General features: G+C 62.2%; 21 protein-coding genes. 9 read left to right on the forward strand and 12 right to left on the reverse strand.

Features of this window, described 5'->3' with window-relative positions:
* The first annotated feature begins 111 nt into the window (after positions 1-111).
* Both betB and AMK05_RS31860 read left to right on the forward strand, forming a co-directional pair.
* Positions 112-1,581 carry a betaine-aldehyde dehydrogenase gene (gene betB, locus AMK05_RS31855; RefSeq protein WP_064844538.1) on the forward strand — a complete coding sequence of 490 codons (1,470 nt, stop codon included), beginning with the start codon at positions 112-114 and terminating at the stop codon, positions 1,579-1,581.
* Between the two features lie 589 nt (positions 1,582-2,170).
* Positions 2,171-3,433, forward strand: coding sequence for a DUF3422 domain-containing protein (locus tag AMK05_RS31860; RefSeq protein ID WP_064844540.1), 1,263 nt, complete (start codon positions 2,171-2,173; stop codon positions 3,431-3,433).
* A gap of 59 nt (positions 3,434-3,492) precedes the next feature.
* Here the strand turns inward: AMK05_RS31860 and AMK05_RS31865 are convergent, their stop codons facing one another.
* From AMK05_RS31865 to AMK05_RS31890, 6 genes are all read right to left on the reverse strand, one after another.
* Positions 3,493-5,637, reverse strand: coding sequence for a methyl-accepting chemotaxis protein (locus AMK05_RS31865; protein WP_064845014.1), 2,145 nt, complete (start codon positions 5,635-5,637; stop codon positions 3,493-3,495).
* Positions 5,638-5,653: 16 nt separating this feature from the next.
* Positions 5,654-6,583 (reverse strand): substrate-binding domain-containing protein, encoded by a 930-nt coding sequence (locus AMK05_RS31870; protein WP_064844542.1) that lies wholly within the window; start codon positions 6,581-6,583, stop codon positions 5,654-5,656.
* Between the two features lie 198 nt (positions 6,584-6,781).
* Positions 6,782-7,666, reverse strand: coding sequence for a carbohydrate ABC transporter permease (locus tag AMK05_RS31875; RefSeq protein ID WP_064844544.1), 885 nt, complete (start codon positions 7,664-7,666; stop codon positions 6,782-6,784).
* Positions 7,656-8,582: a carbohydrate ABC transporter permease gene (locus AMK05_RS31880; RefSeq protein ID WP_064845016.1), complete on the reverse strand. Its 927-nt coding sequence runs from the start codon at positions 8,580-8,582 to the stop codon at positions 7,656-7,658. The genes AMK05_RS31875 and AMK05_RS31880 overlap by 11 nt, the downstream gene beginning before the upstream one ends.
* A gap of 96 nt (positions 8,583-8,678) precedes the next feature.
* The gene (locus tag AMK05_RS31885; RefSeq protein ID WP_064844546.1) at positions 8,679-9,899 is read right to left on the reverse strand and encodes an ABC transporter substrate-binding protein; all 1,221 of its coding nucleotides are present in this window, start codon (positions 9,897-9,899) and stop codon (positions 8,679-8,681) included.
* A gap of 49 nt (positions 9,900-9,948) precedes the next feature.
* Positions 9,949-11,268 carry an alpha-L-fucosidase gene (locus tag AMK05_RS31890; RefSeq protein ID WP_064844549.1) on the reverse strand — a complete coding sequence of 440 codons (1,320 nt, stop codon included), beginning with the start codon at positions 11,266-11,268 and terminating at the stop codon, positions 9,949-9,951.
* Between the two features lie 206 nt (positions 11,269-11,474).
* Here AMK05_RS31890 and AMK05_RS31895 point away from each other — a divergent pair, with 206 nt between their 5' ends.
* On the forward strand, positions 11,475-12,482 hold the full coding sequence (locus AMK05_RS31895) for a LacI family DNA-binding transcriptional regulator (RefSeq protein ID WP_064844551.1): 1,008 nt from the start codon (positions 11,475-11,477) through the stop codon (positions 12,480-12,482).
* A 65-nt stretch (positions 12,483-12,547) separates the two neighbouring features.
* Here the strand turns inward: AMK05_RS31895 and AMK05_RS31900 are convergent, their stop codons facing one another.
* On the reverse strand, positions 12,548-12,823 hold the full coding sequence (locus tag AMK05_RS31900; protein ID WP_064844553.1) for a type II toxin-antitoxin system RelE/ParE family toxin: 276 nt from the start codon (positions 12,821-12,823) through the stop codon (positions 12,548-12,550).
* A complete protein-coding gene (locus tag AMK05_RS31905) occupies positions 12,823-13,083 on the reverse strand; it encodes a CopG family ribbon-helix-helix protein (RefSeq protein ID WP_064844555.1) in 261 nt (86 codons plus the stop codon). Before AMK05_RS31905 ends, AMK05_RS31900 begins: the two co-directional genes overlap by 1 nt.
* A gap of 200 nt (positions 13,084-13,283) precedes the next feature.
* Between AMK05_RS31905 and AMK05_RS31910 the strand changes: the two genes are divergently transcribed.
* The 4 genes from AMK05_RS31910 (at position 13,284) to AMK05_RS31925 (ending at position 17,122) form a co-directional block, all read left to right on the forward strand.
* Positions 13,284-14,012 carry a FadR/GntR family transcriptional regulator gene (locus tag AMK05_RS31910; protein ID WP_064844557.1) on the forward strand — a complete coding sequence of 243 codons (729 nt, stop codon included), beginning with the start codon at positions 13,284-13,286 and terminating at the stop codon, positions 14,010-14,012.
* A 290-nt stretch (positions 14,013-14,302) separates the two neighbouring features.
* Positions 14,303-15,316: an ABC transporter substrate-binding protein gene (locus AMK05_RS31915; protein WP_064844559.1), complete on the forward strand. Its 1,014-nt coding sequence runs from the start codon at positions 14,303-14,305 to the stop codon at positions 15,314-15,316.
* A 94-nt stretch (positions 15,317-15,410) separates the two neighbouring features.
* Complete coding sequence (locus AMK05_RS31920; protein WP_064844561.1) at positions 15,411-16,229, forward strand: ABC transporter ATP-binding protein; 819 nt, start codon at positions 15,411-15,413, stop codon at positions 16,227-16,229.
* 11 nt (positions 16,230-16,240) lie between these two features.
* Positions 16,241-17,122: an ABC transporter permease gene (locus tag AMK05_RS31925; protein ID WP_064844564.1), complete on the forward strand. Its 882-nt coding sequence runs from the start codon at positions 16,241-16,243 to the stop codon at positions 17,120-17,122.
* Between the two features lie 82 nt (positions 17,123-17,204).
* Here the strand turns inward: AMK05_RS31925 and AMK05_RS31930 are convergent, their stop codons facing one another.
* Both AMK05_RS31930 and AMK05_RS31935 read right to left on the reverse strand, forming a co-directional pair.
* A complete protein-coding gene (locus tag AMK05_RS31930) occupies positions 17,205-18,605 on the reverse strand; it encodes a sensor histidine kinase (RefSeq protein ID WP_064844566.1) in 1,401 nt (466 codons plus the stop codon).
* A complete protein-coding gene (locus AMK05_RS31935) occupies positions 18,595-19,263 on the reverse strand; it encodes a response regulator (protein WP_064844569.1) in 669 nt (222 codons plus the stop codon). Before AMK05_RS31935 ends, AMK05_RS31930 begins: the two co-directional genes overlap by 11 nt.
* 200 nt (positions 19,264-19,463) lie before the next feature.
* On the opposite strand from AMK05_RS31935, the gene AMK05_RS31940 reads away from it, so the two are divergent.
* A complete protein-coding gene (locus AMK05_RS31940) occupies positions 19,464-20,030 on the forward strand; it encodes an isochorismatase family protein (RefSeq protein ID WP_064844571.1) in 567 nt (188 codons plus the stop codon).
* The gene (locus AMK05_RS31945; protein WP_064844573.1) at positions 20,027-21,037 is read left to right on the forward strand and encodes a GlxA family transcriptional regulator; all 1,011 of its coding nucleotides are present in this window, start codon (positions 20,027-20,029) and stop codon (positions 21,035-21,037) included. The genes AMK05_RS31940 and AMK05_RS31945 overlap by 4 nt, the downstream gene beginning before the upstream one ends.
* On the opposite strand, the gene AMK05_RS31950 is transcribed toward AMK05_RS31945, so the two are convergent.
* The gene (locus tag AMK05_RS31950) at positions 21,032-21,874 is read right to left on the reverse strand and encodes a hypothetical protein (protein ID WP_064844576.1); all 843 of its coding nucleotides are present in this window, start codon (positions 21,872-21,874) and stop codon (positions 21,032-21,034) included. The two genes, AMK05_RS31945 and AMK05_RS31950, sit on opposite strands and share 6 nt — an antisense overlap.
* A gap of 11 nt (positions 21,875-21,885) precedes the next feature.
* Positions 21,886-23,679 (reverse strand): heparinase II/III domain-containing protein, encoded by a 1,794-nt coding sequence (locus tag AMK05_RS31955; RefSeq protein ID WP_064844578.1) that lies wholly within the window; start codon positions 23,677-23,679, stop codon positions 21,886-21,888.
* Positions 23,680-23,796 lie beyond the last annotated feature (117 nt).

Below are 23,796 nucleotides of genomic sequence, written 5' to 3' on the forward strand. Positions count from 1 at the left end.
GCTCAATTCGTTCCCAAGAGCGGCACTTGCCTGCCCGCAAGGACAGGCTCTTTTATCTACGTCTTCCAACAGTCGCGCTTGCCTCTGAACATTGAAAAAGGGAGTAGCAAATTGGAGTTCAAAGCCCAGCCGAACGCCTCGCACTTCATCGACGGCGAATATGTCGAGGACACCGACGGCACCGTCATCGAGAGCCTCTATCCGGCGACCGGCGAGGTGATCGCCCGCCTGCATGCGGCAACGCCTGCGATCGTCGAACAAGCGATCGCGGCGGCCAGACGCGCCCAGCCGGAATGGGCGGCGATGAGCCCGATGGCGCGCGGGCGCATCCTCAAGCGCGCCGCCGAGATCATGCGCGAGAGAAACCGGGCGCTTTCCGAACTGGAAACGCTCGATACCGGCAAGCCGATCCAGGAGACGATCGTCGCCGATCCGACCTCGGGCGCCGATGCCTTCGAATTCTTCGGCGGCGTCGCACCCGCCGGCCTGAATGGTTCGCATATCCCGCTCGGCCAGGATTTCGCCTATACCAAGCGGGTGCCGCTCGGCGTCTGCATCGGCATCGGCGCCTGGAACTATCCGCAGCAGATCGCCTGCTGGAAGGCGGCCCCGGCACTCATCTGCGGCAATGCCATGGTGTTCAAGCCGTCTGAGAATACCCCGCTCGGCGCCCTGAAGATCGCCGAGATCCTGCATGAGGCGGGGCTGCCGAAGGGGCTCTTCAACGTCATCCAGGGCGACCGCGACACCGGGCCGCTGCTCGTCAACCATCCCGATGTCGCCAAGGTGTCGCTGACCGGATCGGTGCCGACCGGGCGTCGGGTGGCGGCGGCCGCCGCCGGCAGCCTCAAGCACGTGACGATGGAGCTCGGCGGCAAGTCGCCGCTCATCGTCTTCAACGACGCCGATCTCGATTCGGCGGTCGGCGGCGCCATGCTCGGCAATTTCTACTCGACCGGCCAGGTCTGCTCGAATGGCACCCGCGTCTTCGTGCAGAAGGCTGTTAAGGCCGAGTTCCTGAAGCGGCTGAAAGCGCGCACCGAGGCGATGCTGATCGGCGACCCGATGGATGAGGCGACGCAGATCGGCCCGATGGTTTCCTGGGCGCAGCGCGAGAAGGTGGTCGCCTATATCGAAAAGGGCAAGGCCGAGGGTGCAACGCTTGTCGCCGGCGGCGGCATTCCCAACAACGTTTCCGGCGAAGGCTATTATGTGCAGCCGACGGTGTTTGCCGACGTCACCGACGACATGAGCATCGCCCGCGAGGAGATCTTCGGGCCTGTGATGTCGGTGCTCGATTTCGACGATGAGGACGAGGTCATCACACGCGCCAATGCCAGCGAATTCGGCCTGTCGGGCGGCGTCTTCACCGCCGACCTCACCCGCGCCCACCGCGTCGTCGACCGGCTGGAGGCGGGCACGCTGTGGATCAACACCTACAATCTTTGCCCGGTGGAGATCCCCTTCGGCGGCTCGAAACAATCCGGCTTCGGCCGCGAGAATTCGCTCGCGGCGCTGGAGCATTATTCCGAGCTGAAGACGGTTTATGTCGGCATGGGGCCGGTAGCGGCGCCGTATTGAGAGTGTCAGAAGACCCCGCCCCAACCCCTCCCCACAAGGGGGAGGGGCTAGAATGCCGCACCAGTTGACCTCTCCTCGATCACACCGTTTGCGGCGCTGATTTTGGGGTGAGGCGGTGCCGCAGGTTAAGCCCCTCCCCCTTGTGGGGAGGGGTTTGGGGCGGGGCCTCCATTGCGTTGGATGGCGCCATTAGATCAGCGCAGAAGACAGTCCTGTACCACTGATCGATACCACCATGGCTCACGTGGCCGCAGCGGTCGACTGCGCGTTGGATGCTAACTGACATCCGAGTGGCTTGCCAGTTTCGAGGTGTTATTGCTCGGGGCAATCTTCGCCTTCCTCGGAGAGGCCGAAACCGGCTTCATTGTCGCGATGTCGGCCGGCAGCAGCGTGCAACTGCTCGGGAGCTTCCTTGCCTGGCGCTCATTGTGAACGCCGGCCGGGCAGATGATTTCGAAGGCGTCGTGACAGGAGCCTCGGGAGAGGCTATAGGCGTTGTCTGCCTGGGCCAGCCTTGGGCGCCACATCAAATTACCCGGTCATTCCGCCGGCGACCCAGCCACTGTCTACCGTATAGAGGTGCATCTCCATGCCGATGGGTTCCGAGCATCCGCTGCGCAGGGAGCTTCACAACGAGCTGCATGCCCGGCCGTCGCTGTATTTCGATGGCGACACCGATGTCTGGCATGTCGCTATCGTCGGCGAGAATGGCCCTCCTTCGCCGCCCGGTTCCCTGCCGGGATTGGAAGATGTGACCACGACCGGCGAGGGCAATCACGGCATCGGCCGCGTCGGCGACGGCCGGCTGAAATGGGAGGCCCATACCGAGTTCCTCACCCTCACCTTCGTCGTGCCGGCATCGGCCGAACCCGGCAGCAACCCGCCGGAAGCCTTTCGGGCCTGCTGCAGCCAGATTGGCGGAAAGGTCATAGCGGCCGTGCGCGTGCTGGTGCGTGACGAAAAGGATGGGCGCATCCTGGAGAAACCCAAACTCGACTATGTCGCTTCGCGGGTCGGCGGCGGTGATGCCGAGGTGCATTCGAACTTTCGACTGACCGACAGCGGCTTCCTCGAGTTCCTGTTCTTCAACCGCAACCTCAACGCCTATCGCACCGGCCGCATGGTCCGGCGTTTCCTGGAAATCGAGACATATCGGATGATGGCGCTGCTGGCGTTGCCGATGGCGCGCGAGACCGTGTCGAAGCTTTCCGCTTTTGACCAGCGCCTCGATCTCCTGATCGTCCACATGCAGAGCGCCGTCAAAGTCGATAAGGCGCTGCTGTCCGAGGTGACGAGGCTCTCCTCCGATGTGCTCAACTTCTCGGCGCTCGCCCGCCACCGCTTCGGCGCGACGAAAGCCTATGCCGAGATCGTGGCGAGCAGGCTGTCGGAGCTTCGAGAAGAGCGGGTCGAGCAAAGACAGAGGCTCGGCACCTTCATCGACCGGCGCTTCCAACCGGCTGTCCGCTCGGTCTATGCAGCAGAACGGCGGCTCGACGAATTGGCCGAACGCGTCAGCCTGGCCGGAGACCTGCTCAGAACCACCGTGCAGGTTCAGCTCGAAGATCAGAACGCCTCGCTGCTGACGTCGATGGAAGAGCGGGCGCGCATCCAGGTGCATATCCAGCAGGCGGTCGAAGGCTTTTCGGTCATTGCCATTACCTACTATACCGTCGGCCTGGTGAAGATCTGCCTCGAAAGCATTTCCGTACTCGGCGTCGATCCGCACGTGGCAAAACTCGCCGTCCTTGGCGCGATCCCGCTCGTGCTCTTCGCCGTCTGGACCGCTGTCCGTCATGTGCGAAAGAGCATCGCCGGCGTGCCGCACGGCCCGGCATCCGGAAGCCACTGACGCGCGCTCACCGCCGCCCTTTCGAGGCAGCGGTGTTCTCTCGCACTATCAGCAGAGCATTAGGACGCCATGGCGTAATGCCGCTGCTCCGATGCCCGGCCGCTACCGGTTTTGAAGCGCCGCAGCAACTCGGCAAGGCTTTCGGTTTCCTGGGTCAGGCTCTGGGCGGCCGCCGTGGTTTCCTCGACCATAGCGGCGTTCTGCTGCGTCACCTTGTCCATCTGGTCGCCGGCGGCCGAGACCTCGCGCAGGCTCGTCGCCTGTTCGCGGGCGGCAACGGCGATCTCGGCGACGGTTGCATTCATCGCGGTGACCTGCTCGACGATCTGTTCGAGCGAGAGGCCGGATTCGCCGACCAGCTCGACGCCGGTTTTGACCTGCGCCGAGGAGGTGGAAATCAGTTGCTTGATCTCCCTTGCCGCATTGGCGGAACGCTGGGCGAGTTCGCGGACTTCCTGGGCAACCACCGCAAAGCCCTTGCCGGCTTCACCGGCGCGCGCCGCTTCGACGCCGGCATTCAGTGCCAGGAGGTTGGTCTGGAAGGCGATTTCGTCGATGACGCTGATGATGTTGCCGATCTTGGACGACGAATTTTGAATCTCCGTCATCGCGTCGATGGCGCGGGCGACGATCTCGCCGCCCTTTTCGGCATTGGTGCGGGCCGTCGCGACGACAGCCTGGGCGCGGCCTGCACCCTCGGCCGTGCCGTTGACGCCGCGGGTGACGTCGCCGAGTGCTGCGACCGTTTCTTCCAGGGATGCTGCCTGCTGCTCTGTGCGGCGGGCGAGATCGTTGGAGGCCGTGGAGATTTCCGCAAGGCCTGACCGGATGGTGGCGACCGCGTGAATGACGGAGTCGACCGCTTCCTCGAGGCTCGCGACCGAGTTGTTGAAATGATCCCGGATCCTGACGTAGCGATGGTCGACTTCGCCGACGCGGACGGTGAGATCACCCTTCGACAGCGCATCGAGGCCGACGGAGATCTGGCGGAAGGCATGTTCCATCACCTGCGCATCGGAAAGCCGCTCGGCCTGCTGGCGCAGCCGCTCTTCTTCGGCGGCCAGGCGAGCCCGTTCGGCATTGGCTTCGGCGATCAGCTTGGCGCGGCCGGTCTCCTGGAAAACCTTCAGCGAACGCGCCATGGCGCCGAGTTCGTGGCGGTGCTCGACACCCGTTATCGCAATCCCCTCCTCGCCGCGGGCAAGCTGCTCCATGGACTGGGCCATCTTGCGCACCGCCGAGGAAATCAGCCGGCCGACGAGATAGGAAAGCACGAGGCCGATGACGATCAGCAGCCCGCTGATGACGAGCGTCGTGCTGGTCGCGGAGGCAACCGTCGCGTCCACCGAACCATCCAGGTTCTTCTGCGCGCCTGTCACCGTTGCCTGCAAATCCGTGAACTCGCCTGATATCTTCGGCGCAAGCACGCCGAGCTGCGTCTGACGAATATTGCCGGAGGCCTGCAGCACCTCTTTCATGTCGCCGAGACGGGCGGTGTAGTTCTGCATGAGCTGGCCGGCGCCCATCAGGCGCTTCTTCTGCAGCTCGTTCTTGGCAGCCTTGGCGGCGGCATCATTGAGCGCCACGGCTTCGGCGAGAGCCGCCTGCGCCGTGTCGTAAGCCGCAAAATCGTTGGAATGGACGAAGCGTTCGGAGAAATAGAGGCTGCGGTTCAAGGCCTCCAGCGTCGCCGCCGTCATCTGCAGCAGGGCGACATCGTTCTGGCGCCAGGCGCTGCGCACGACGTCGTTGAGCGCGATGCTGGTCCAGGGGCCGAATTCGGTGACCTTGGAGATCAATATGTCGCGCCGGGCCTGCAGGGAGACGATCTGTTCGAATGCCTTGCCGTAAGCGGCAATATCCTGGCGGATTTCTGCAAGCCCCGACTGCAGGTCCTTGTTGCCGGCAAAACGCGGATCGTCCGCCTCGAAAGCCTTCACACCGGCGCGGAAGCTGTCGACGACAGCCTGTGTCGGCGTCGAGCGGAAAGCCTCCGCCGACATCTGGATTTCGTGCAGCTGGTCGCTGTAGTCGGAGATGGCCAGACTCTGGCCGGCCGTGACACGGTAGGAAGCGAAGATCGCGGCGAGCCCGTTCATGCCGGAGATCGCGCTGACGGTGAGCAGACTCATCAGCAGGATCAACGGCACGAAGCCTGCGGTGATCTGCGCGCGAATGCCGAATTTATTCCAGAAATGCAACATCATAGGCCTCTTATGCTCACTGGCTCTTCGGCAGGTATTGGGCAATATTCTCAGGTGTGACGAGTTCGAAGGGCACGTTGTTTTCGCGCGGCACCTTTTCCTTTTTGATGAGCTTCATGGCGGCATCGACGGCCGCCGCGCCCTGCCCGACGGCGCTCTGCAGAACGGTGACATCGAGATCGCCCGCCACCATCGCGGCGAGCGCGTCGTCGGTCGCGTCGACGCCGCCGACGACGACGTCCTTCATCGGGATATTGGCTTTCTTCATGGCGCGGATCGCACCGAGCGCCATCTCGTCATTGTTGGCGATCACAGCATCGAACTTGACGCCGGCCGCCAGCCATTCCTGCATCTGCTGATCGGCATAATCGCGCGACCAATAGGCCGCTTGCTGCTCGACGATCTCAAGGCCTTTGCATTCCGGCGTCGCGATGACATCGGATATATCCTGGGTGCGGGTGCGGGCGGCCACATGGAAGACCTCGCCCATCAGCACGACGACGCGGCCCTTGCCCTTGAGGAGAGAGCACACCTGCTTCGTCTCCAGCGTACCGGAGTCTTTCTCATCGGAGGCGACAACAACCTGATCGTCCGGCAAGTCCGAGAGATTGGAGGGCGTCGTATTGATGTAGATCAGCGGAATGCCGGCATCCGCGGCGATCTTGGTCATTTGCGGCCCGAGATCGCCATCAGACAGCATCATGATAATGGCATCGACCTTGTCGGCGACAAACTGCTGAACCTGCTTCTTCTGCAGTTCATTGTCGCCATTGGCGTTCTGGGTGACGAGCTTGAGGCCTGATATCGTCTTCCCGTGCGAGACGACGCCGTTCACAAGCATCTGTCTGAACTTGTCGAGATTGGTCATCGAAACCCCGATCGTCTGTGCATTGGCAACAGAGACCGATATCGCCAAGGCGATGGATGCAAGCGTGGCCGTTTTCATGAATTCCCCTGCGCAATTCGATTTGAACGCGTTATTTCAAATTTTGGTTAAATTTTACTTTTCGTGAGGAAGCGAACGTTAAACGCGAGGATATGATCTTGCGGCGCGGAAGCGCCTTCTTCGGCGGCGAGCAGCCGACCTTGACCGGCTTCGCCTCGAACTTCGCGCGATGCACTTAAATCTCTGTTTTTATGTAAACTATCTTCCGCCGAAGCCGGAGCTGACGGTGATGCCTCTATAGATCACCCTTTGCAGCACGATGGCCAGGACGACACCCGGCAGCATGGAGATCGTCGCGCCCGCCATGATGTAGTTCCACGCCGTGCCCTGCTGGGTCTGGAACAGAGTGAGCCCGAGCGGAAGCGTGGCTTTTTCCACCCCGCTGGTGGCGATCAGCGGCCACAGGAAACTCTTCCACTGGGCGATGAAGGTGAAGAGCGACAAAAGGCCGATCGCCGGCATGGCAAGCGGCACGATGACGGTGACGAGAATGCGCAGGCGCGAGGCACCGTCCATCATCGCCGCCTCGTCGAGATCCTTGGGAATGCCGAGGATGAACTGCCGCAGCAGGAAGGTGCCGAAGGAAGAGAAGGCGACCGGCAAGATCATGCCGTGATAGGTGTTGATCCAGCCGAGCTTGCTGACGACAAGGAAGAGCGGGATGACCAGCATCACCTGCGGGATCATCAGCGTGCTGAGATAGGTGAGCAGCAGTCCCTCGCGGCCGGGAAACCTCAGCCGGGCGAAGGCGTAGGCGGAAAGGCAGGATACTGCAATCACGATCGCCGTGACCCCGCAGGCGACGATGATGGAATTCAACAGGAAGGTGCCGAACGGCAGGGACACCAGGGCTTCGACGAAGGTGCCCCACTGATATTCCTCGGGGAAGATGCGGACCGGCACGGCCATCACCTCGGCGTTGGAGCGCACCGCATTCGACACCATCCAGAAAAATGGAAAGAGGAAAAGCAGCGCGATCAGCGAAAGTCCCGCATAACTCAAAAAGCTGCCGATGCGCCGCAGGATGCGGCGCCGATCCGCCGAAACGGAATGCGGATGCCGTGAGGTCGGGTCAGTCGTCATAATGCACCCATTTGCGCTGCATGTGGAACTGGAGGATGGTGAGCGCCATGATCATGACGAACATCACCCAGGCGAGAGCGGAGGCATAACCCATCTGGAAGTTGGTGAAGCCCTTCTGGTAGATGGCAAAGCCGAGGGTCGCCGTCGCCGAGCCCGGGCCGCCGCGCGTCATCGCGAAGATTTCGTCGAAGACCTGCAGCGAGGTGATCGCCGTCATCACGGTCGCAAAGAAGACGGTCGGCGAGATCAGCGGCAGACGGATGCGCCAGAAGCGCTGCCAGGCGTTGGCGCCGTCGATCGTCGCCGCTTCGAGATAGTGCTTCGGCACCAGATCGAGGGCGGCGTTGAACATCACGACGTTGTAGCCGACATTGGCCCAGAGTGTGACGAGCACGACCGCCTGCATCGCCCAGCTCGAACTCAGCAGGAAATTCGGCAGGCCAAGGCCGAGCGCGCGGATGATGGTGTCGGCCAGTCCGTCCGGCGTGAAGATCAGCAGCCACACCACAGAGGCTGCGATCGTCGGCGTGAAGGTCGGCAGGAAGAAGATCACCCGGAAGATCGCCTTACCGCGTTTCAGACTGGATATCCACACCGCCAGAGTCAGCGAGACGATGATGTTCACAGCCAGATACTCGACGGCGAAGAACAGCGTGTTCCGCAAGATGGCGTAGAAGGCCGGATCGACGGTGAAGAGTTTGATATAATTCTGAAATCCGACGAAGGACGGCGTCCAGATCAGTTGCCAGTTGGTGAAGGAGAGCGCCAGCGACGCCAGGATCGGCAGGGCCATGAAAATCATGAAGCCGAGAAAGCTCGGCAGCAGGAACAGCATGGCCGTCTGCGTCTCAGGTTTTAGAAAGCGCCGCGGCCGGCCGGGCTGCAGGGGAATTTCGGCGACGGCGCTTTGCGACATGTCTTCCTCCATGCGCGGCAATCCTGCCGCGCTTTAAGCCCTTGTTTTCACGCACGCCGTCATCGCAAAACCGCGCATATTTTTGCGTGACATGCTCTATTGCTGCGCAAGGCTCTGGATCGACTCCATCGTCTGCTTGGCGCCGGCGCTGCCGCCGAAGGCCGGCGGGAAATACTGGTTGAAGAGGTTTTCCACCGCCGCCCAGTTGTTGGTGATCACGTAGGGCACGGAATGCGCCAGGGAATAGTCGATCGCCTCGCCGCCATTGGTGATGTCCTTGGCCGCCACCTTGTACCAGGAGGATTGCGAGGCCGTGCGCGCCGGCAGCGCGCGGCCCTGTTCGGCGAGATATTGCAATGCCTCCGGGCTGGTCAGCACCTGGATCGCCTTCCAGGCCGCATCCTTGTTCTTACTCGTCGTGGCGATGCCGAAACCTGAGCCCGCCGTGACCGCCGTAAGCTCCGCCTCTCCACGCGGCAGGGAGGTGGAACCGATTTTGAACTTGACCTTGTCCTTCATGCCGATGATCGACCAGGGTCCGTCGACATACATGGCGACATTGCCCGAATAGAACCGGCCCTGGATGACCGTGCCGGCATCGGCGCTCGACGGCACCAGCGGCGCGACCTTGTCCTTGGCGGCAAAGCCGATCACCTTCTCGGCCGCCGCAATGGCGCCCGGATTGGTCAGGTCGAGTTCTCCTGAATCATTGACATATTTATCGCCCCAGGCCGACGCCAGAACCGAATAATTCTGCGGTGTGATGCCGAATCCGTATTTGCCGTCCTTGGTGAGCTTCTTGGCGGCATCGGTGAATTCCGCAAGCGTCCAGCCCGGCTTCGGCAACGGAATGCCGGCGGCTTCGAGCGCGTCCTGGTTATAATAGATGACCCAGGGGCCGACATCGTAAGGTAGGCCGTAAAGCTGCTTGTCGACGGACATGCCGCCGATGATCGAGGGGGTGAAAGCGCCGACGTCGAATTTGTCGGCCGCGATCCGGTCATTCAGAGGCTCAAGCAGCGAATAGAAATTCGGCATGCGCAGCGACTGCATGGAAACGATGTCGGCAAGCTGGCCCGATGCCGCCAGCACCGGCAGCCTTGTCCAGTAATCGACCCAGCCCGTCGTCGTCAGCGTCACCTTGATATCGGGATACTTGGCGGTGACCATATCGGCCAGGTGCTGCCAGCCCTTCGTATCGGCATCGGAACCGGTCCACATCTGCCAGGTCAGGGTCACCTGCTCGGCCGATGCGGTGGTTGCGAAAAGACTGCCGCCGATTGCGGCGAGCAAAAGCGTTTTCTTCAAAACCTTCATGGGTTTCTCCTCCCTCCATGACGCAATGAACACGCGGATGCGACCGAGTTCACGCCTTGAGGACGATCTCGATCACCGGGACGGTAACGTCAGGTCGCCGGACCGGCAGTTCGAACATGATCATGCCTTCAGGCACCATCACGCCGATATTGGAATCCACATCCTTGGTATGGCTGAGCCAGCGCACTTCGCTGGCATCGTGCAGGAACTGCGCATAAGCGATCCTGTCGGCGAGGCCTTCGATGTGGATGTGGCGGTAGGGCCAGTTGTAGACGTGCAGATAGAGACGGTTGCCGCGCTCGGTGTAGCGGCATCCGGCCGGCACCGGCAAATCGGATGGGCCGGCGCCGTAGATGGAGCGAGCGTTAACCGCCATCCAGTTCTGGTAGACTTCGAGCGCATCGACGGCGCGCGCGTCGAAGGTGCCGCGCCCGGTCGGGCCGACATTCATTAGCAGATTGCCGCCGAGCGCGACGGAATCAATCAGCAGTTGGATGATCTGTTCCGGGCTCTTCCAACTATCCTCGTCGCGGTGATAGCCCCAGGAGCCACTGAAGGTGTGGCAGGCTTCCCAGAGCACGCCCTGGCTGGCGATGGCAGGCGCCACGCGCGGCGTATATTGCTCCGGCGTCGTCACATCGGGCAGCTTGCCCGGCGGCAGATCGAGACGGTTGTTGACGATGATTTCGGGCTGCAGCTCTCGCACCAGATCGATCAGCCGCTCGCTCTCCCAGTCGGCGCGTCCCTTGCCTGGCAAGCCATGATATTCGCGGCCGGGATAGCTGAAATCGAACCAGATGATGTCGATACGGCCGAATCCGGTCAGAAGCTCGCGCACCTGCTCGCGCATATAGGCGGCGTAGTTGGCGACGTTGCGGCCGGCGTTCAGCGCCTTGGCCTCGGGATGGTTGCGCAAGGGATGGTGGACGTCGATCGGGAAGTCCGGGTGGTGCCAGTCGAGCAATGAATAATAGAAGCCGATCTTCAGCCCCTCGGCGCGAAAGGCTTCGACCAGCGGCGTCAGCAGATCCCTGCCGCAGGGCGTGTTCGGCGCCTTGTAATCCGTCGCCTTGCTGTCCCAGAGGCAGAAGCCCTCGTGATGTTTGGTCGTCACCACGACATATTTCATGCCAGCGAGACGCGCCCGGCGCGCCCACTCCTTGGGATCGTACAGATCGGGATCGAAATTGTCGAAATAGCGCTGGTAATGCTCGTCGGTCAGCTCTTCGCGGTTTTTCAGCCACTCGTGCCGGGCTCCGAGAGCATAGAGGCCCCAATGGATGAACATGCCCAGTCTGTCATGGCTGAACCAGGCGTGCTTACCCGCTCCCGACACCTGATTTTGCGGCTGGCGCTCCGAACTCGTCACAGGTTTCTCCTCCCTGTTTTCCGGCCCGACATCATATCGAACCGGTTCGGTGATTGAACATCTTCCTTGCTGTCCGACCTGTCAAGCCGATTCCACCACAACTGCCTTCGAAAAGTTTTCCGGCTTTGAGAGGCCATCTCAGGCAAGCCTGTTGCAGCGGGACATAGAAACTGACATAACAAGGCTTTAGAACCGGTTCGATAGACATGACGACCATACGAGATGTCGCGCGCCTTGCGGGGGTTTCGATCTCGACCGTCTCGCTCGCGCTCAACAGCCCGAAACGTGTCGGCGCAGAGACGCTCGACCGCATCCAGCAAGCGATCAAATCGACCGGCTACCGCATCGATCCGGTGGCCCAGACGCTGGCGCGCGGCCGCAGTTCGCTGATCGGTTTCGTTTCGGCCAATCTCGGCAACATGTTCTTCGGCGACATCCGCCGGGAGATCGAGCACCAGGCGCTCGACCACGGCTATTTCGTCCTGATCGCCGATTCTTCCGGCCGGGCCGAACTCGAACGGGCCTTGCTGGAGCGGATGGAAGCGCAGAAGATCGCCGGCATCGCGCTGGCGACAAACGGCCACGGCGCGGAATACGCGGCGTTCCTGCGCGACTTCAAGACCCCGATCGTGATGTTCGACCAGAAGGTGGAGGGCGCGGAACGCGATTTCGTCGGCTCCGACAATCCGCTGACGACGACCATCCTGACCGAGCATCTGCTGCAACTCGGCCATCGGCGCATCGGCTTCATTTCCGGCCCCTCCGGCCTGCATACAGCCGATGAGCGCCTGAAGGGCTTTATGGATACGATGTCGGCCGCCGGCGTGGATGTCGACCCGTCGCTGGTGGTGGAAGGCGGCTACACCAGGACCGGCGGCCATGCGCAGGCGATGCGGCTGCTCACCCGCCGCGACCGGCCGACCGCCATCATCGGCGCCAACAACATGATGGGCCTGGCAGCATTGCAGGTGATGCAGGAAATGGGCTTCCGCTGCCCCGACGACGTATCGCTGGCGATGGTCGACGACGTGCCCTGGAGCAACGTCATCACGCCGCGCATCACGATGGTCGTGCAGGATGCCCAGAAGCTCGGCGACCTCGCAGCCCAGCGCCTGCTGGCACGGATCGCAAGCCCCGAGGCCGCCGCCGAGCCGCCGCAGGATTTTATCCTGACGCCGAGATTCGTGCGCGGGGAGTCGACCAGGCGGCTTTGAGCAACTCTCAGCCGGCAGCGCTTCTGGAGGACACTTTCAATAACGTGCCCAACCCCTGTCGTTTTTTACCGGTCTTCACGCGTATGCCAGAGCCGCAATACATAGATGGCCGACTGCTGTATTTCATAACGTAGCTCGTAGTGACCAACGAGAATGCGGCGGACCTCCCGAGGATCGAACTCCTCCAGCCGCTCGCCAAGGCGCGGCTGCTCAAGCAGCCGCAGCGGCGCTGCCGTCAAGGCCTGCACAGTCCGAGCCGCCGCCTGTCGATTGACCGGAGCGAGAAAGGCATAGAGGCGGCCAATGTCCGAGACCGCTTTGCTCGTCCATTTGAGTTCCATTAACGAGGCAGCGAAACCGGCGCGTCACTGTCGAGACTATCGGCCCAGGCCTGGACGGACTGATGATCGACCACTTTGCCTTCATCCACATCAGCCAGCGCTTCCAGCGTCAAACGGCGACGCTCCTCCTCCTGATCGATCCATGCCGTCAACGCCTGCTTGACGATCCAGCCGCGCGAGCGCTCAAGCCTCGCGGCGAGTTGATCGACCTTTTGCGCAAGGGACAGGGGAACATGCGCAGTCAGCACTTTGGTTTCCATCAAAACCTCCTTTCAATCATAATCAATCATAGTGATTGGTTCCGATTATGTCCAATGTCGAACCCCATGAATGGTAGCGCTCTTTTCCTCCATTGAAAGAAAGGAAAATTTGTCATACATGTGTGATGAATCAGGATGTCGCATGTCACCGATCTTGGCAGCATCCGGATCAAAGCCGGAGCGGGGGTCAAGGCGTGGCTATGCAGATGAAGGATCGCAGCAGAGGCACGGGATCGCTGGTCTCGCAGGTCGGCGAAAGCCTTCGGCAGGCGATCCTCAGCGGCCAGTATGCCGCCGGCGACAAGCTTCCGAGCGAGCATGAACTCACCGAGACGCACAGCGTCAGCCGCACCGTGGTGCGCGAAGCGGTTGCTGCGCTTCGTTCCGACGGACTGGTCGAGGTGCGTCAGGGCGCAGGCATTTTCGTGATCGGCGCTGATCCGGCGCTGTCAGGCCGAAAGGTCGACAAGGCCCGCGTCGCCTCCGATCTGGAAGTGCTCGAAATCCGAACGCCTGTCGAGATCGAGGCGGCGGGACTTGCCGCCTTGCGTCGCTCGCCGGCGCAGGAGGAGGCGATTTTCGAATGCCACCGGAAAATCCTCCAGCGCATCGAGACGGATCAATCCATCCGCGAGGCGGATCTCGACCTTCATGTGGCGATCGCCGAGGCGACGAACAACCCGCTGTTCAAGCACTTCCTGGAATCGCAGGGAACCGTGATCATTCCGCAGTCGCGGCTCGTTCCGGAAACGAGAACCGCCGAGCAGACCGCTTACCGAAAGCTGATCCACAGGGAACACGAAGCGATCGTCATGGCCATCTCGGACAGGGACGATCAGGCGGCGCGCAACGCCATGCGCGAGCATCTGGTCGGCAGCCAGGCCAGATACCGCAACCTGCTGAAGGATCTGCGAAGCTTTACGAGCTGAGGCCCGCGAGAAGCGCTGCCAGCGCTACAGGTTTTCCGGGATTCACCAGCCAACCCGCCATCTGAACATGGGCTTGGGGAGCGAAGCTGCTGGCCGGTTTACGCAGCCGCCTTTATTGTGATGGCCACTGCCCAGCGCGCATCACCGGGATGCATGGCGGACTGTTTACCGCCGTCTGCGGCTGAAAGCTAACTGAAAGCTTCGAGGTCATAGGAAAGGGCAGCATCGTGGAGGAGACACGGTCGAAGTGGCGAGACGACGATGCAGCACACCACCAGGAGGAGATATCAATGCGTTCTTCACGCAGCCTTTTTCACACCGTCGCTTTTTCCGCGCTGCTGACCGCGGCATCCTTTGCCACAACGGCGGCCCACGCGGCCGACAAGATCACCATCATGGTCGGCGGCTATGAGAAGCAGATCTATCTGCCCGCCAAACTCGCTGAATCCCTCGGTTACTTCAAGGACGAGGGTCTCGACGTCGAGCTCCTGAACGAAGCTGCCGGCGTCGATGCCGAAAACCAGTTGCTGGCAGGCGCCGTCCAGGGTGTCGTCGGCTTCTACGATCACTGCGTAGACCTGCAGGCCAAGGGCAAATTCGTCGAATCCCTCGTCCAGTTCAGCCAGGCGCCGGGTGAGGTCGAGATGGTCTCGAGCAAGCATCCTGACATCAAGTCGCCGGCCGATTTCAAAGGCAAGACCCTCGGCGTGACCGGCCTCGGCTCGTCCACCAACTTCCTGACGCTCTTCATGGCCTCGAAGGCCGGCCTGCAGCCGGGTGACGTCGTCACCGTTCCCGTCGGTGCCGGCGGCACGTTCATCGCCGCCATGCAGCAGGATCAGATCCAGGCCGGCATGACGACGGAGCCGACGATCTCGCGCCTCGTCAAAACAGGCGAAGCCAGCGTTCTCGTCGACATGCGCACAGTCGAATCGACCCGAAAGGCGCTCGGCGGCACCTATCCGGCCGCCTCGCTCTACATGGAAACCGCCTGGGTCGACGGGCACAAGGACGAGGCGCAGAAGCTCGCCAACGCCTTCGTCAAAACGCTGCGATACATCAACACGCATTCCGCCGCCGAGATCGCGGACAAGATGCCGAAGGACTTCTACGTCGGCGACAAGGACGGCTACATCAAGGCTCTCGACGAGGGCAAGGGCATGTTCACGCCGGACGGCGTGATGCCGGAAGACGGTCCGAAGACCGTGCTTGCCGTGCTCTCGGAATTCTCCAAGAACGTCAAGGGCAAGCAGATCGACCTTTCCAAGACCTACACGACGGAATTCGTCAAGAACGTCCAGTAAGTCAGTCGCGCCGCTCCCGGCTCCCAAGCGGGAGCGGCCTCCGTTCGATCATGGGCTTTGCGTGCGCGCCCTCAAGCACGCCTCAGGTATCACCATGCAACAGGACAACAAACAGATCCCGGCGATCGAGCTGATCAATGTCAGCCGGCGCTTCGTCTCGCCGACCGGAAAATCCCTGACTGCGCTGCGCGATTTCAACATGACGGTCGCCCGCGGCGAGTTCGTCGCCGTCGTCGGCCCGACCGGCTGCGGCAAATCGACGACGCTCAATCTGGTGACGGGTCTCGCACGCCCCTCCGCCGGCGAAGTCCGCCTGATGGGCGGGCCGATCACCGGCATCGATCCGCGTGTCGGCTTCGCCTTCCAGACCGATGCGCTGTTTCCCTGGAAAAACGTCATCGACAACGTCATGGCCGGGCCGCTGTTCCGCGGCAAGTCTCGCGCCGAGGCTGAGAAGCTGGCCCGCGACTGGCTGGCGCGCGTCGGCCTGTCGAAGTTTCTCCATCACTATCCCCATCAGCTATCGGGGGGCATGCGCAAGCGCGTCTCGCTGGCACAGACTTTCATCAACGAGCCGGAGATCCTGCTGATGGACGAGCCCTTCTCGGCACTCGACGTGCAGACCCGCACCGTCATGCATGAGGAGCTCCTGAAGCTGTGGGCGGAGCGCAAGGCCTCGGTTGTCTTCGTTACCCACGATCTCGAAGAGGCCGTGGCGCTCGCCGACAAGGTCTATGTGCTCACCGCCGGTCCTGCGACGGTCAAGTCGGTCTACACCATCGATCTTCCCCGCCCCCGCGTCGTGTCGGAGATCCGCTACGAACAGAACTTCATCGACTACTGCAAGACGATCTGGGAGGACCTGCGCGAAGAGGTCGAAACCAGCTACCGCCGCGCCAGCGAAGCGGCCTGAGGGAGGACATCATGGCACACACCACTCTTGAGGCCGGTTCGGCCACCATGTTTCGGCCGGGCACATCGGACACGGAAATTGAGGCGTCGGCACTGAAGGCGATACGGCAGCGCAAACTATTGGTGCGTTTCTGGCAGATCGCTATCCTGGTCTTCGTGATCGGCATGTGGGAGCTCTCCTCCAACATGCAGTGGATCGATCCGTTCTTTTATTCCAGCCCAAGCGGCGTCGTTGAGCGCCTCTACGAATGGGCGACCGAAGGCACCACCGAAGGGTCGCTCTGGTACAATCTCTGGGTGACGATGGAAGAGGCGCTGATCGGCTTCTTCGCCGGCTCGATCACCGGCGTCTTCGTCGGCATCGGCCTCGGCCGCAACCGCTTCCTCTCGGATATCTTCTCCGTCTACATCAAGGCGATCAACTCGATCCCCCGTGTGGTGCTTGCCCCGATCTTCATCATGATCATGGGCCTCGGTCTGCCCTCCAAGGTGGCGCTCGCCTTCATCATGGTGTTCTTCGTGGTCTTCGCCAACGCCTTCCAAGGCGTGCGCGAGGCCGACCGCAACATGATCGCCAATGCCCGCATCCTCGGCGCCTCGGACTGGCAGGTGACCCGCACGGTGGTCATTCCCTCGGCGATGAGCTGGATCTTCGCCAGCCTGCACGTCTCTTTCGGCTTTGCGATCATCGGCGCCATCGTCGGCGAATTCGTCGGCGCCCGCTTCGGCATCGGCCAGCTCATCTCGATCGCCAAGGGCACCTTCGACGCGGCCGGCATGTTCGCGGCAATCCTCCTCGTCATGGTCGTCACGCTCGTTGCCGAATACATCATGACGCTGATCGAAAACCGCCTGGCGAAGTGGCGGCCGCAGCAGCACATGGATACGCAGTAATACGACCGACGTCCTCCCAAGGCGGATCGCATCGAAGGCCGGGCAACCACGCCCGGCCTTCTTTCATTCGATCGTCCCGGATTTACGCCAGCGGCAGTTGCACAGTCACGACGAGACCGCCGCCTTCGGCATCACCCAGCGACACTGAACCTCCCGCGCCTTCCACGACCTCCCGGACGATCGCAAGTCCCAGGCCGCTGCCCTCCGCTTCCGTCCCGATGATCCGGTAGAAGCGTTCAAAAACCTGTTCGCGCTCCCCCTCGGGAATTCCCGGCCCGTTATCCTCGACGGTGACGACCGCCTTGCCATCTGCCTGCCGGACCGCAACGGTCACCCGTCCATCCGCGCTGACATAGCGGATCGCATTGTCTATCAGATTGACCAGCATCTCACGCAGCATCGTGCCGTCGCCCTCGACGATGACGGGTCGATCCGCCTCCAATCCGACGTCGATATTGCGCCGGAGCGCCTCTGCGGCATGCACTTCCAGGATCTCGCGGGCAGCCTTGCTGAGGTCGGTCGCATCGCTGCGTGGCCGCCTGCTTCCCGGCTCGGCGCGCGACAAGGTCAGCAGCTGGCTGGCAAGCCGCGAAATCTGCCGCGTGCTGGTCCGGAGAGCGACAAGCGCCTCGTCGCGGCGAGCCGCATCCTGCTCGCGAGCCGCGACGCTCGCCTGCGTCGAAATCAGCGCCAGAGGTGTTCTGAGCTGATGGGCGGCATTCGATACGAAGCGCCGTTGCGCCGCCATCTGGTTCTGGACACGCTCCATATAGTCGTTCAGCGCATGGACGAGCGGACGCAGTTCGCTCTGCACCATCTCGGGCGGCAGCGGATCAAGACGGTTGCGCCCGCGCTGGCGCACGGCGTCCCGCAGTCTGAGAGCCGGCGCCAGGCCGCGTTGGAGCCCGAGGATGGTCACCAGGCTGGCGACGAAGACGAGCACGAACTGCTTCGAAAAATCCGAAAGCCACAGCTGCCTTCGCATCGCATACTGACTGTTATGCGTCACTGCGATGCTCACCGAGACGGTGCCGTCATCGGGAAGACCGACAACGGGATGGTCGAGCATCATGACGCGCACATCGGCGCCATGGAACACGCGATCCTCGCCGGCCCGCTGGACAGTCGGCAACGGCAAATCGGGAAAGCCGCTCACCAGGCTGCCCCAGGCGGTGATAACCTGATAGGAGACGCGGTCACCGAAACCCGTGTCAAACATCTCGAGCGCGGCCGGCGGCACGTCCACCTGAACATTGCCACCCTCGTCGACGCGCACGGCCTCGGCGATGACGCGGGCCGAGGCCAGAAGGGTTCGATCCGTGACCAGCTTTGCCGTCGCATCCGCCGTCCAGAAGCTGTCGTAAAGATTGAAGCCGATGGCGCCGAACAGCGTCAGCAGCACCCAGCAGAGCAGTTGTACTCTCAGGCTCTGACTGAGCCGCGCGATCGTCGCACCGGTCTTTGTGACGACGCTATTCGACATGTCGGAGGAGATAACCGAGCCCGCGCAAGGTCGCGATCTGAACCGAACTGCTCTCGAGCTTCTTTCTAAGCCTGTGGATGTAGATTTCGATTGCGCTCGGATCCGCCTCGTCGTCGAAACCGAATACGCTTTCGGAAAGGGAGGCTTTCGAGACCGTGTTGCCAAGCTTCATGACAAGCTGTTCGAGGACGGCATATTCCCGCGGCGTCAGTTGCAGCGGCTCGCCCCCGACAAAAAACTGCCGTGTACCACCGGAAAAACGCAGGTTCCCGACGGTGATCTCGGACGATGCCCGATCCTGCCCGCGGCGCACCACCGCACGGATCCTCGCCTCCAGCTCGGCGATTTCGAAGGGCTTGGCGAGATAGTCGTCGGCGCCGCTGTCGAGCCCAGCCACACGGCCGTCTAGGCTCGCATTGGCGGTCAAGATGATCACCGGGAGCTTGTTCCCCGATTGTCTCAGCCGCTTCAGAAGCGTCAAACCGTCAAGCTTCGGCAGCGAAAGGTCGAGGATCATCGCCGAATATTCCGCCACCTTGAGCAGATGCTCCGCATCCTCGCCGTCATAAGCGATATCGATAGCATATTGCGCCTGCCGCAGGGCCTTGCCCAGCCAGGCTGCCAGATCCTTGTTGTCCTCCACCACAAGCAGTCTCATCCGTTCCCCTTAGCATGGGCAGAGGGCTTCGCGGAAGCGTAAGCATCCAAGGCCGGCAGGCGTTTGATCTCTCCGACCATAGCGGACCCTGCCTTGCCGGCTGCTGGCGTGAATTGTCCGCTATTTGTCCGGAGCGTGCATTTCCCTCTGTCCAGGGATCGCGGAATATGGCTTCATGATCAACATCAAGGAAGCAAGAAATGTCCGGCCATGATACTGTCCTTCTCGTCATCGACGCTCAAGAATCCTTCCGGCAGCGCGATTATTGGGATGAAAGCCCCGCGTCCGCCTATATCGGTCGTCAGCAGGCTCTGATCGACGGCGCGCAGGCCGGCGGGATACCCGTCATTCAGATCTTCCATGTCGACGGAAGTGGGCCGTTTTCGGAAAGCTCGGGCTTCGTCAGGACGCTCGCCCCACTCCGGATCACCCCTAAAGCAACCTTCAGAAAGAGCCGTCACAGCGCGCTCGTCGGCTCCGGGCTCGACGTCTGGCTGACCGAGAACGGCGTGCGTCGAATCATCGTCTCAGGCATCCGCACCGAACAATGCTGCGAGACCACGACCCGCCACGCATCGGATCTCGGCTATCAGGTCGACTATGTCGGCGAAGCGACTCTGACCTTTCCGATGACCGACAGGGCGGGCCGCACCTGGAGCGCCGGCGAAATCCGCGGCCGCACGGAACTGGTCCTGTCGGGCCGTTTTGCCAGGATCGCCACCGTCGAACAGGCGCTGGCGGGGCCTGCAGAGCAACTCGCCGCATGATAGACGCTGCGCAGCCTTTCGAGATCCCCGTCTTCGTCGTCGTGCCGCCGCGCGTGCTGCTGCTCGACGTCGCCGGCCCGATCGAAGTGCTGCGCAAGGCGAACCTCGAACAGCGGACGGTGCGCTTCAGCGTCACCTATATCGGTCCGTCGGCAACGGTCGGCAGTTCGATCGGCCTTGCCGTTACCGGCGTCGCCGCCCTGCCGGAGTGCTTGCCCGACAAGGCGCTTGTCGTCATCGCCGGCAGCGCCGACGCTCCGATGGACAACAACCGCCCATGGGACGAGCAGGAGCGCGACGCTCAGGCCGCCATCGTCGCGTGGCTGAAGCGCGCCATGCGCCCAGGGCTTCGTCTGGTTTCGATCTGCTCTGGCGCCTTGCTCGCTGCCGAGGCCGGAATGCTCGACGGCCGCGAATGCACCACCCATCACGGCTGCATGCAGGACCTGGCGAGGCTCGCGCCGACGGCGCGCATCCGGGACAACCGGCTCTATGTCGAGGATGGCGAGCGCCTGACAAGTGCCGGCATCACCGCCGGCATAGATCTGATGTTGCATATCGTCGCTGAGGCGGCCGGCCACGCATGCGCCGTCGCGGTCGCGCGGTATCTCGTGGTCTATCTCAGGCGCGGCGGCTCCGACCCACAGCTTTCGCCCTGGCTCGAAGGTCGCAACCACATCCACCCGGTCATTCACCGTGCACAGGATGCAGTGGCCGCTGATCCGGCCCAGAACTGGTCGGTCGCCTCGCTCGCCCGCCTCAGCGGCGCCAGCCCGCGCAATCTTTCACGGCTGTTCAACGAGCAGACGGGCATGAGCGTGACGGATTTCATCAACCGCATGCGCGTCGCCCTCGCCCGCGAGATGCTCGCCGGCTCGAGGCTGGATATGGAAGCCGTTGCAATGCGCGCCGGCTTCGGCTCGGCCCGGCAGTTGCGCCGCGCCTGGAACCGGCTGCACGATAGCCCTCCGAGCGCGGCACGGCCGAGGCCGGCCGTGGATTCATAGAGCAGGAGGACGAGCGCTGTGCCGGGCCTCGTCTTCGACGGCTGCGGCACCGGGCACCTCCATTCCCCAGATTTCGATCTGCGTCAGCGCCGGATAGGGCGAGCTATCCGGCGCCTTGATCAGCCCGTGCAGTTCCACCCATTCGACGATGCAGGGCTCGATGGAAAAACCCTGCGCAGCACCCGATTTCACCAGCGGAAAGGAGGAGGTCGCGCCATTCGAGAAGGTGACGCTCGCCTGCTCCCACCAGGAATCATGCGGGAAATCCGCCCGGAGATAGAAGACGATCTCATCGATCCGGACGGGCCGGCCGAATTCCACCGTCAGGGCGGCCTTGGGATCGCGATTGATGCCCCAACTGGTGTAAGGCCAGAAGCCGTGATTGTCGTTGGCCTTTTCGCCATCGATCGCGTTGCGCGCGGCAAACACCGCTTCGCCGCGAGTTTCGACATTGGCGCGCGCATGCGGGAAAAGCGTCCGGTTGGCGTGATCGTCCCAGGGATTGACAGCGAGATTGCGCCTTTGGACAATCTCGTCAGGGCGCGCGCTTCGCGCTGAAAGCCGGTGGATGTCGCCCCTGAAGGCGTTCGGCGAATAGCACTTGCGCTTGTCGCCGAAGGGCACGGCGAGGCAATAGCCGTTTTCCCTGATGTAGACGAGGCCAGGATGGATGGCGGTGTCCAGCGCGAGGAAGACATGTCCGGGCTCGGAAGCCTCGACAACGACGCAGTCGCCCTCACCATAATTCTGGCGATAGACCAGAAACGTCTCGTCCTGCCCCGTATGACTTGCCAGCACGAAGCCATCGGCATCCACGATCTTCAGCGTCAACTCCATGCGCGCCCTCCTCAGACGATCCGCAATCTCAACAACTTGCCGGCAAAGGGCAGGCGCAACCGGTAAAGCCTCTCGGGCCAGGCCGCTCTCAGCCTGATGTCATCCACTTCGATCTGGTCCACTTCAATCGGCCCGGCGCCGTCGACGACAATGCTGCCGAGATCGGCGAGATCGATTTTGTCAGGGGCGACGATCGGCGGCAGGCACGTCATCAGCGACAGGACCGCCGGTCTGTCCCCATCATAAGTATCGACGATCTCGACATGGCGACCGTGTTGCAGGGAGACTGCGCGCCGATAGCTGCGCAGCTTCGCTTCCGGGGGATAGGCACCTGATATATCGAGGGATATGCGCGCCTCGCTCTCGCCGAATTCGACCTCGACGTCACGGGCGCCGAAGGCTTCGCCGGCGGACTGCATGACGCCTTCGAAGGTCGGCAGGTTGTGAAAGGCCGACTGCATCGTCCATATTTCGTAACGCCACGGCGAGAAGGTCCTTGCCGTATAGGTCTCGACGCCGACATCGATCAGGAAGGGACGGCCATTCTTGTAGAGCGTCACGCTGCCGACATCGTTGTGATTGTGGCCTTCGCCGTTGTTGCCGCCCTTGACCGCAAGCGAAAACTGCTCGTCGCGGGCGATGAACAGTCCGGTGCCGGGATAGAAGCTATCGCGGCCGGATGCCGGCTGCGGTTCGGCGGCGGGGATCGTATAACCGGCCAGCAGTTCCTGCACGCGGTACCAGAGGTTCCATTCGCCGGGCAGATGCGGGCTCCCGGCTGCTGCCCGGTCGGCGGCGGCGAACGCCGCCAGCATCTCGGAACCAACCGCCTTGCCGAACAGATATTCCCGTGCGCTGCAGGGCTCGACCACGGCGGAGGAATCCGCGAAGTTGAAAAAATAGCGTCCGGCCACATGCATATTGGCGATAAACTCAGCCATGTTGCGGATCTTCGGCTGCCGCCAGATCTTGTCGAACAGCCTGGGCGCCACGCTATCGAGCACGGTCAGCGCGCCGCGCAGACAGAGCGCGGCGTGGCGGTAATAGACCACCCCCTCCTCGCAGGCTCCGTCCTCGGCATAATCCTTCAGGAAAGCATCGAGACTGCCGAGCGCCTTTTCGACGACCGCGCGACGTGACGGCTGATCGGTTTTTAGGGAGAACACCGTCAACAGGACGTTCTGGGTTATCCAGGCCGTCCAGTTGTTCATCCGCTCGTCACCGCGGCCCATCCACCAGAAATGCCGGCCGAGATAGGGCGTCAGGATGCGGGCTTCGATCTCCCGCTCCACACGCGCCACGATCTCGGGGCTGACGCCGTCAAGCTCCTCGCCGAGCAAGGCGACGACGGTGGCCAGCAGGGCGGCCGTTTCGGCGGCGAAGAGATCGATGACGGGCTGCGAATTGTCGGGAAGGGGCAGCCGCGCACCGCTGCGTTCATAAGCATTATGCGCCGGAAGCTGCCAGCCGCTTTCCTCGGCGATCAGAAAGATGCCATCGACGATCGCAGACAGGAAGCGGCCGCCGGCTTCCACGAGTTCGCCCAGCACCAGATTGTTCAGCATCCGGCGGCGCGTGAAATAAAGCTCCTCGAAGCGCGAACGATTGCCGGTCTCGGTGTACTGCCGGTAATCCGAAGCGATGATAAGGGGCCAGGGCCGCGCAAGCGTGGCTTCGGCTTCGCGCACGACCAGATCGCGCGTCGCCGGCGGCACAGCATTCCATCTGGCGCGATCGGAGCAGACGGCACCCGGTAAAAAATCACCCAGGACATCCGGCAGCTCACCTGAAATCTCGCTGAACATGTCCCTCCCCGCATCGGAAAAGCATTGACCTCGCTTAGCCTTCGTCCTCACCTATCATATGTTTTCGGCGCTTTCCATAAAATTTGTATGACCTATTCAGAACTTGTTTGACCAATA

Source organism: Rhizobium sp. N324 (assembly GCF_001664485.1).
In the GTDB taxonomy this organism is placed as follows: domain Bacteria; phylum Pseudomonadota; class Alphaproteobacteria; order Rhizobiales; family Rhizobiaceae; genus Rhizobium.

Bases quoted from the DNA above. Each gene is read 5' to 3' on its own strand.
- AMK05_RS31900 (WP_064844553.1), bottom strand. From the start codon at position 12,823: ATGGAACTCAAATGGACGAGCAAAGCGGTCTCGGACATTGGCCGCCTC.
- AMK05_RS31910 (WP_064844557.1), top strand. From the start codon at position 13,284: ATGCAGATGAAGGATCGCAGCAGAGGCACGGGATCGCTGGTCTCGCAG.
- AMK05_RS31905 (WP_064844555.1), bottom strand. From the start codon at position 13,083: ATGGAAACCAAAGTGCTGACTGCGCATGTTCCCCTGTCCCTTGCGCAA.
- AMK05_RS31920 (WP_064844561.1), top strand. From the start codon at position 15,411: ATGCAACAGGACAACAAACAGATCCCGGCGATCGAGCTGATCAATGTC.
- AMK05_RS31925 (WP_064844564.1), top strand. From the start codon at position 16,241: ATGGCACACACCACTCTTGAGGCCGGTTCGGCCACCATGTTTCGGCCG.
- AMK05_RS31865 (WP_064845014.1), bottom strand. From the start codon at position 5,637: ATGTTGCATTTCTGGAATAAATTCGGCATTCGCGCGCAGATCACCGCA.
- AMK05_RS31915 (WP_064844559.1), top strand. From the start codon at position 14,303: ATGCGTTCTTCACGCAGCCTTTTTCACACCGTCGCTTTTTCCGCGCTG.
- AMK05_RS31875 (WP_064844544.1), bottom strand. From the start codon at position 7,666: ATGACGACTGACCCGACCTCACGGCATCCGCATTCCGTTTCGGCGGAT.
- AMK05_RS31930 (WP_064844566.1), bottom strand. From the start codon at position 18,605: ATGTCGAATAGCGTCGTCACAAAGACCGGTGCGACGATCGCGCGGCTC.
- AMK05_RS31870 (WP_064844542.1), bottom strand. From the start codon at position 6,583: ATGAAAACGGCCACGCTTGCATCCATCGCCTTGGCGATATCGGTCTCT.
- AMK05_RS31955 (WP_064844578.1), bottom strand. From the start codon at position 23,679: ATGTTCAGCGAGATTTCAGGTGAGCTGCCGGATGTCCTGGGTGATTTT.
- AMK05_RS31860 (WP_064844540.1), top strand. From the start codon at position 2,171: ATGCCGATGGGTTCCGAGCATCCGCTGCGCAGGGAGCTTCACAACGAG.
- AMK05_RS31950 (WP_064844576.1), bottom strand. From the start codon at position 21,874: ATGGAGTTGACGCTGAAGATCGTGGATGCCGATGGCTTCGTGCTGGCA.
- AMK05_RS31885 (WP_064844546.1), bottom strand. From the start codon at position 9,899: ATGAAGGTTTTGAAGAAAACGCTTTTGCTCGCCGCAATCGGCGGCAGT.
- AMK05_RS31945 (WP_064844573.1), top strand. From the start codon at position 20,027: ATGATAGACGCTGCGCAGCCTTTCGAGATCCCCGTCTTCGTCGTCGTG.
- AMK05_RS31880 (WP_064845016.1), bottom strand. From the start codon at position 8,582: ATGTCGCAAAGCGCCGTCGCCGAAATTCCCCTGCAGCCCGGCCGGCCG.
- AMK05_RS31895 (WP_064844551.1), top strand. From the start codon at position 11,475: ATGACGACCATACGAGATGTCGCGCGCCTTGCGGGGGTTTCGATCTCG.
- AMK05_RS31940 (WP_064844571.1), top strand. From the start codon at position 19,464: ATGTCCGGCCATGATACTGTCCTTCTCGTCATCGACGCTCAAGAATCC.
- AMK05_RS31935 (WP_064844569.1), bottom strand. From the start codon at position 19,263: ATGAGACTGCTTGTGGTGGAGGACAACAAGGATCTGGCAGCCTGGCTG.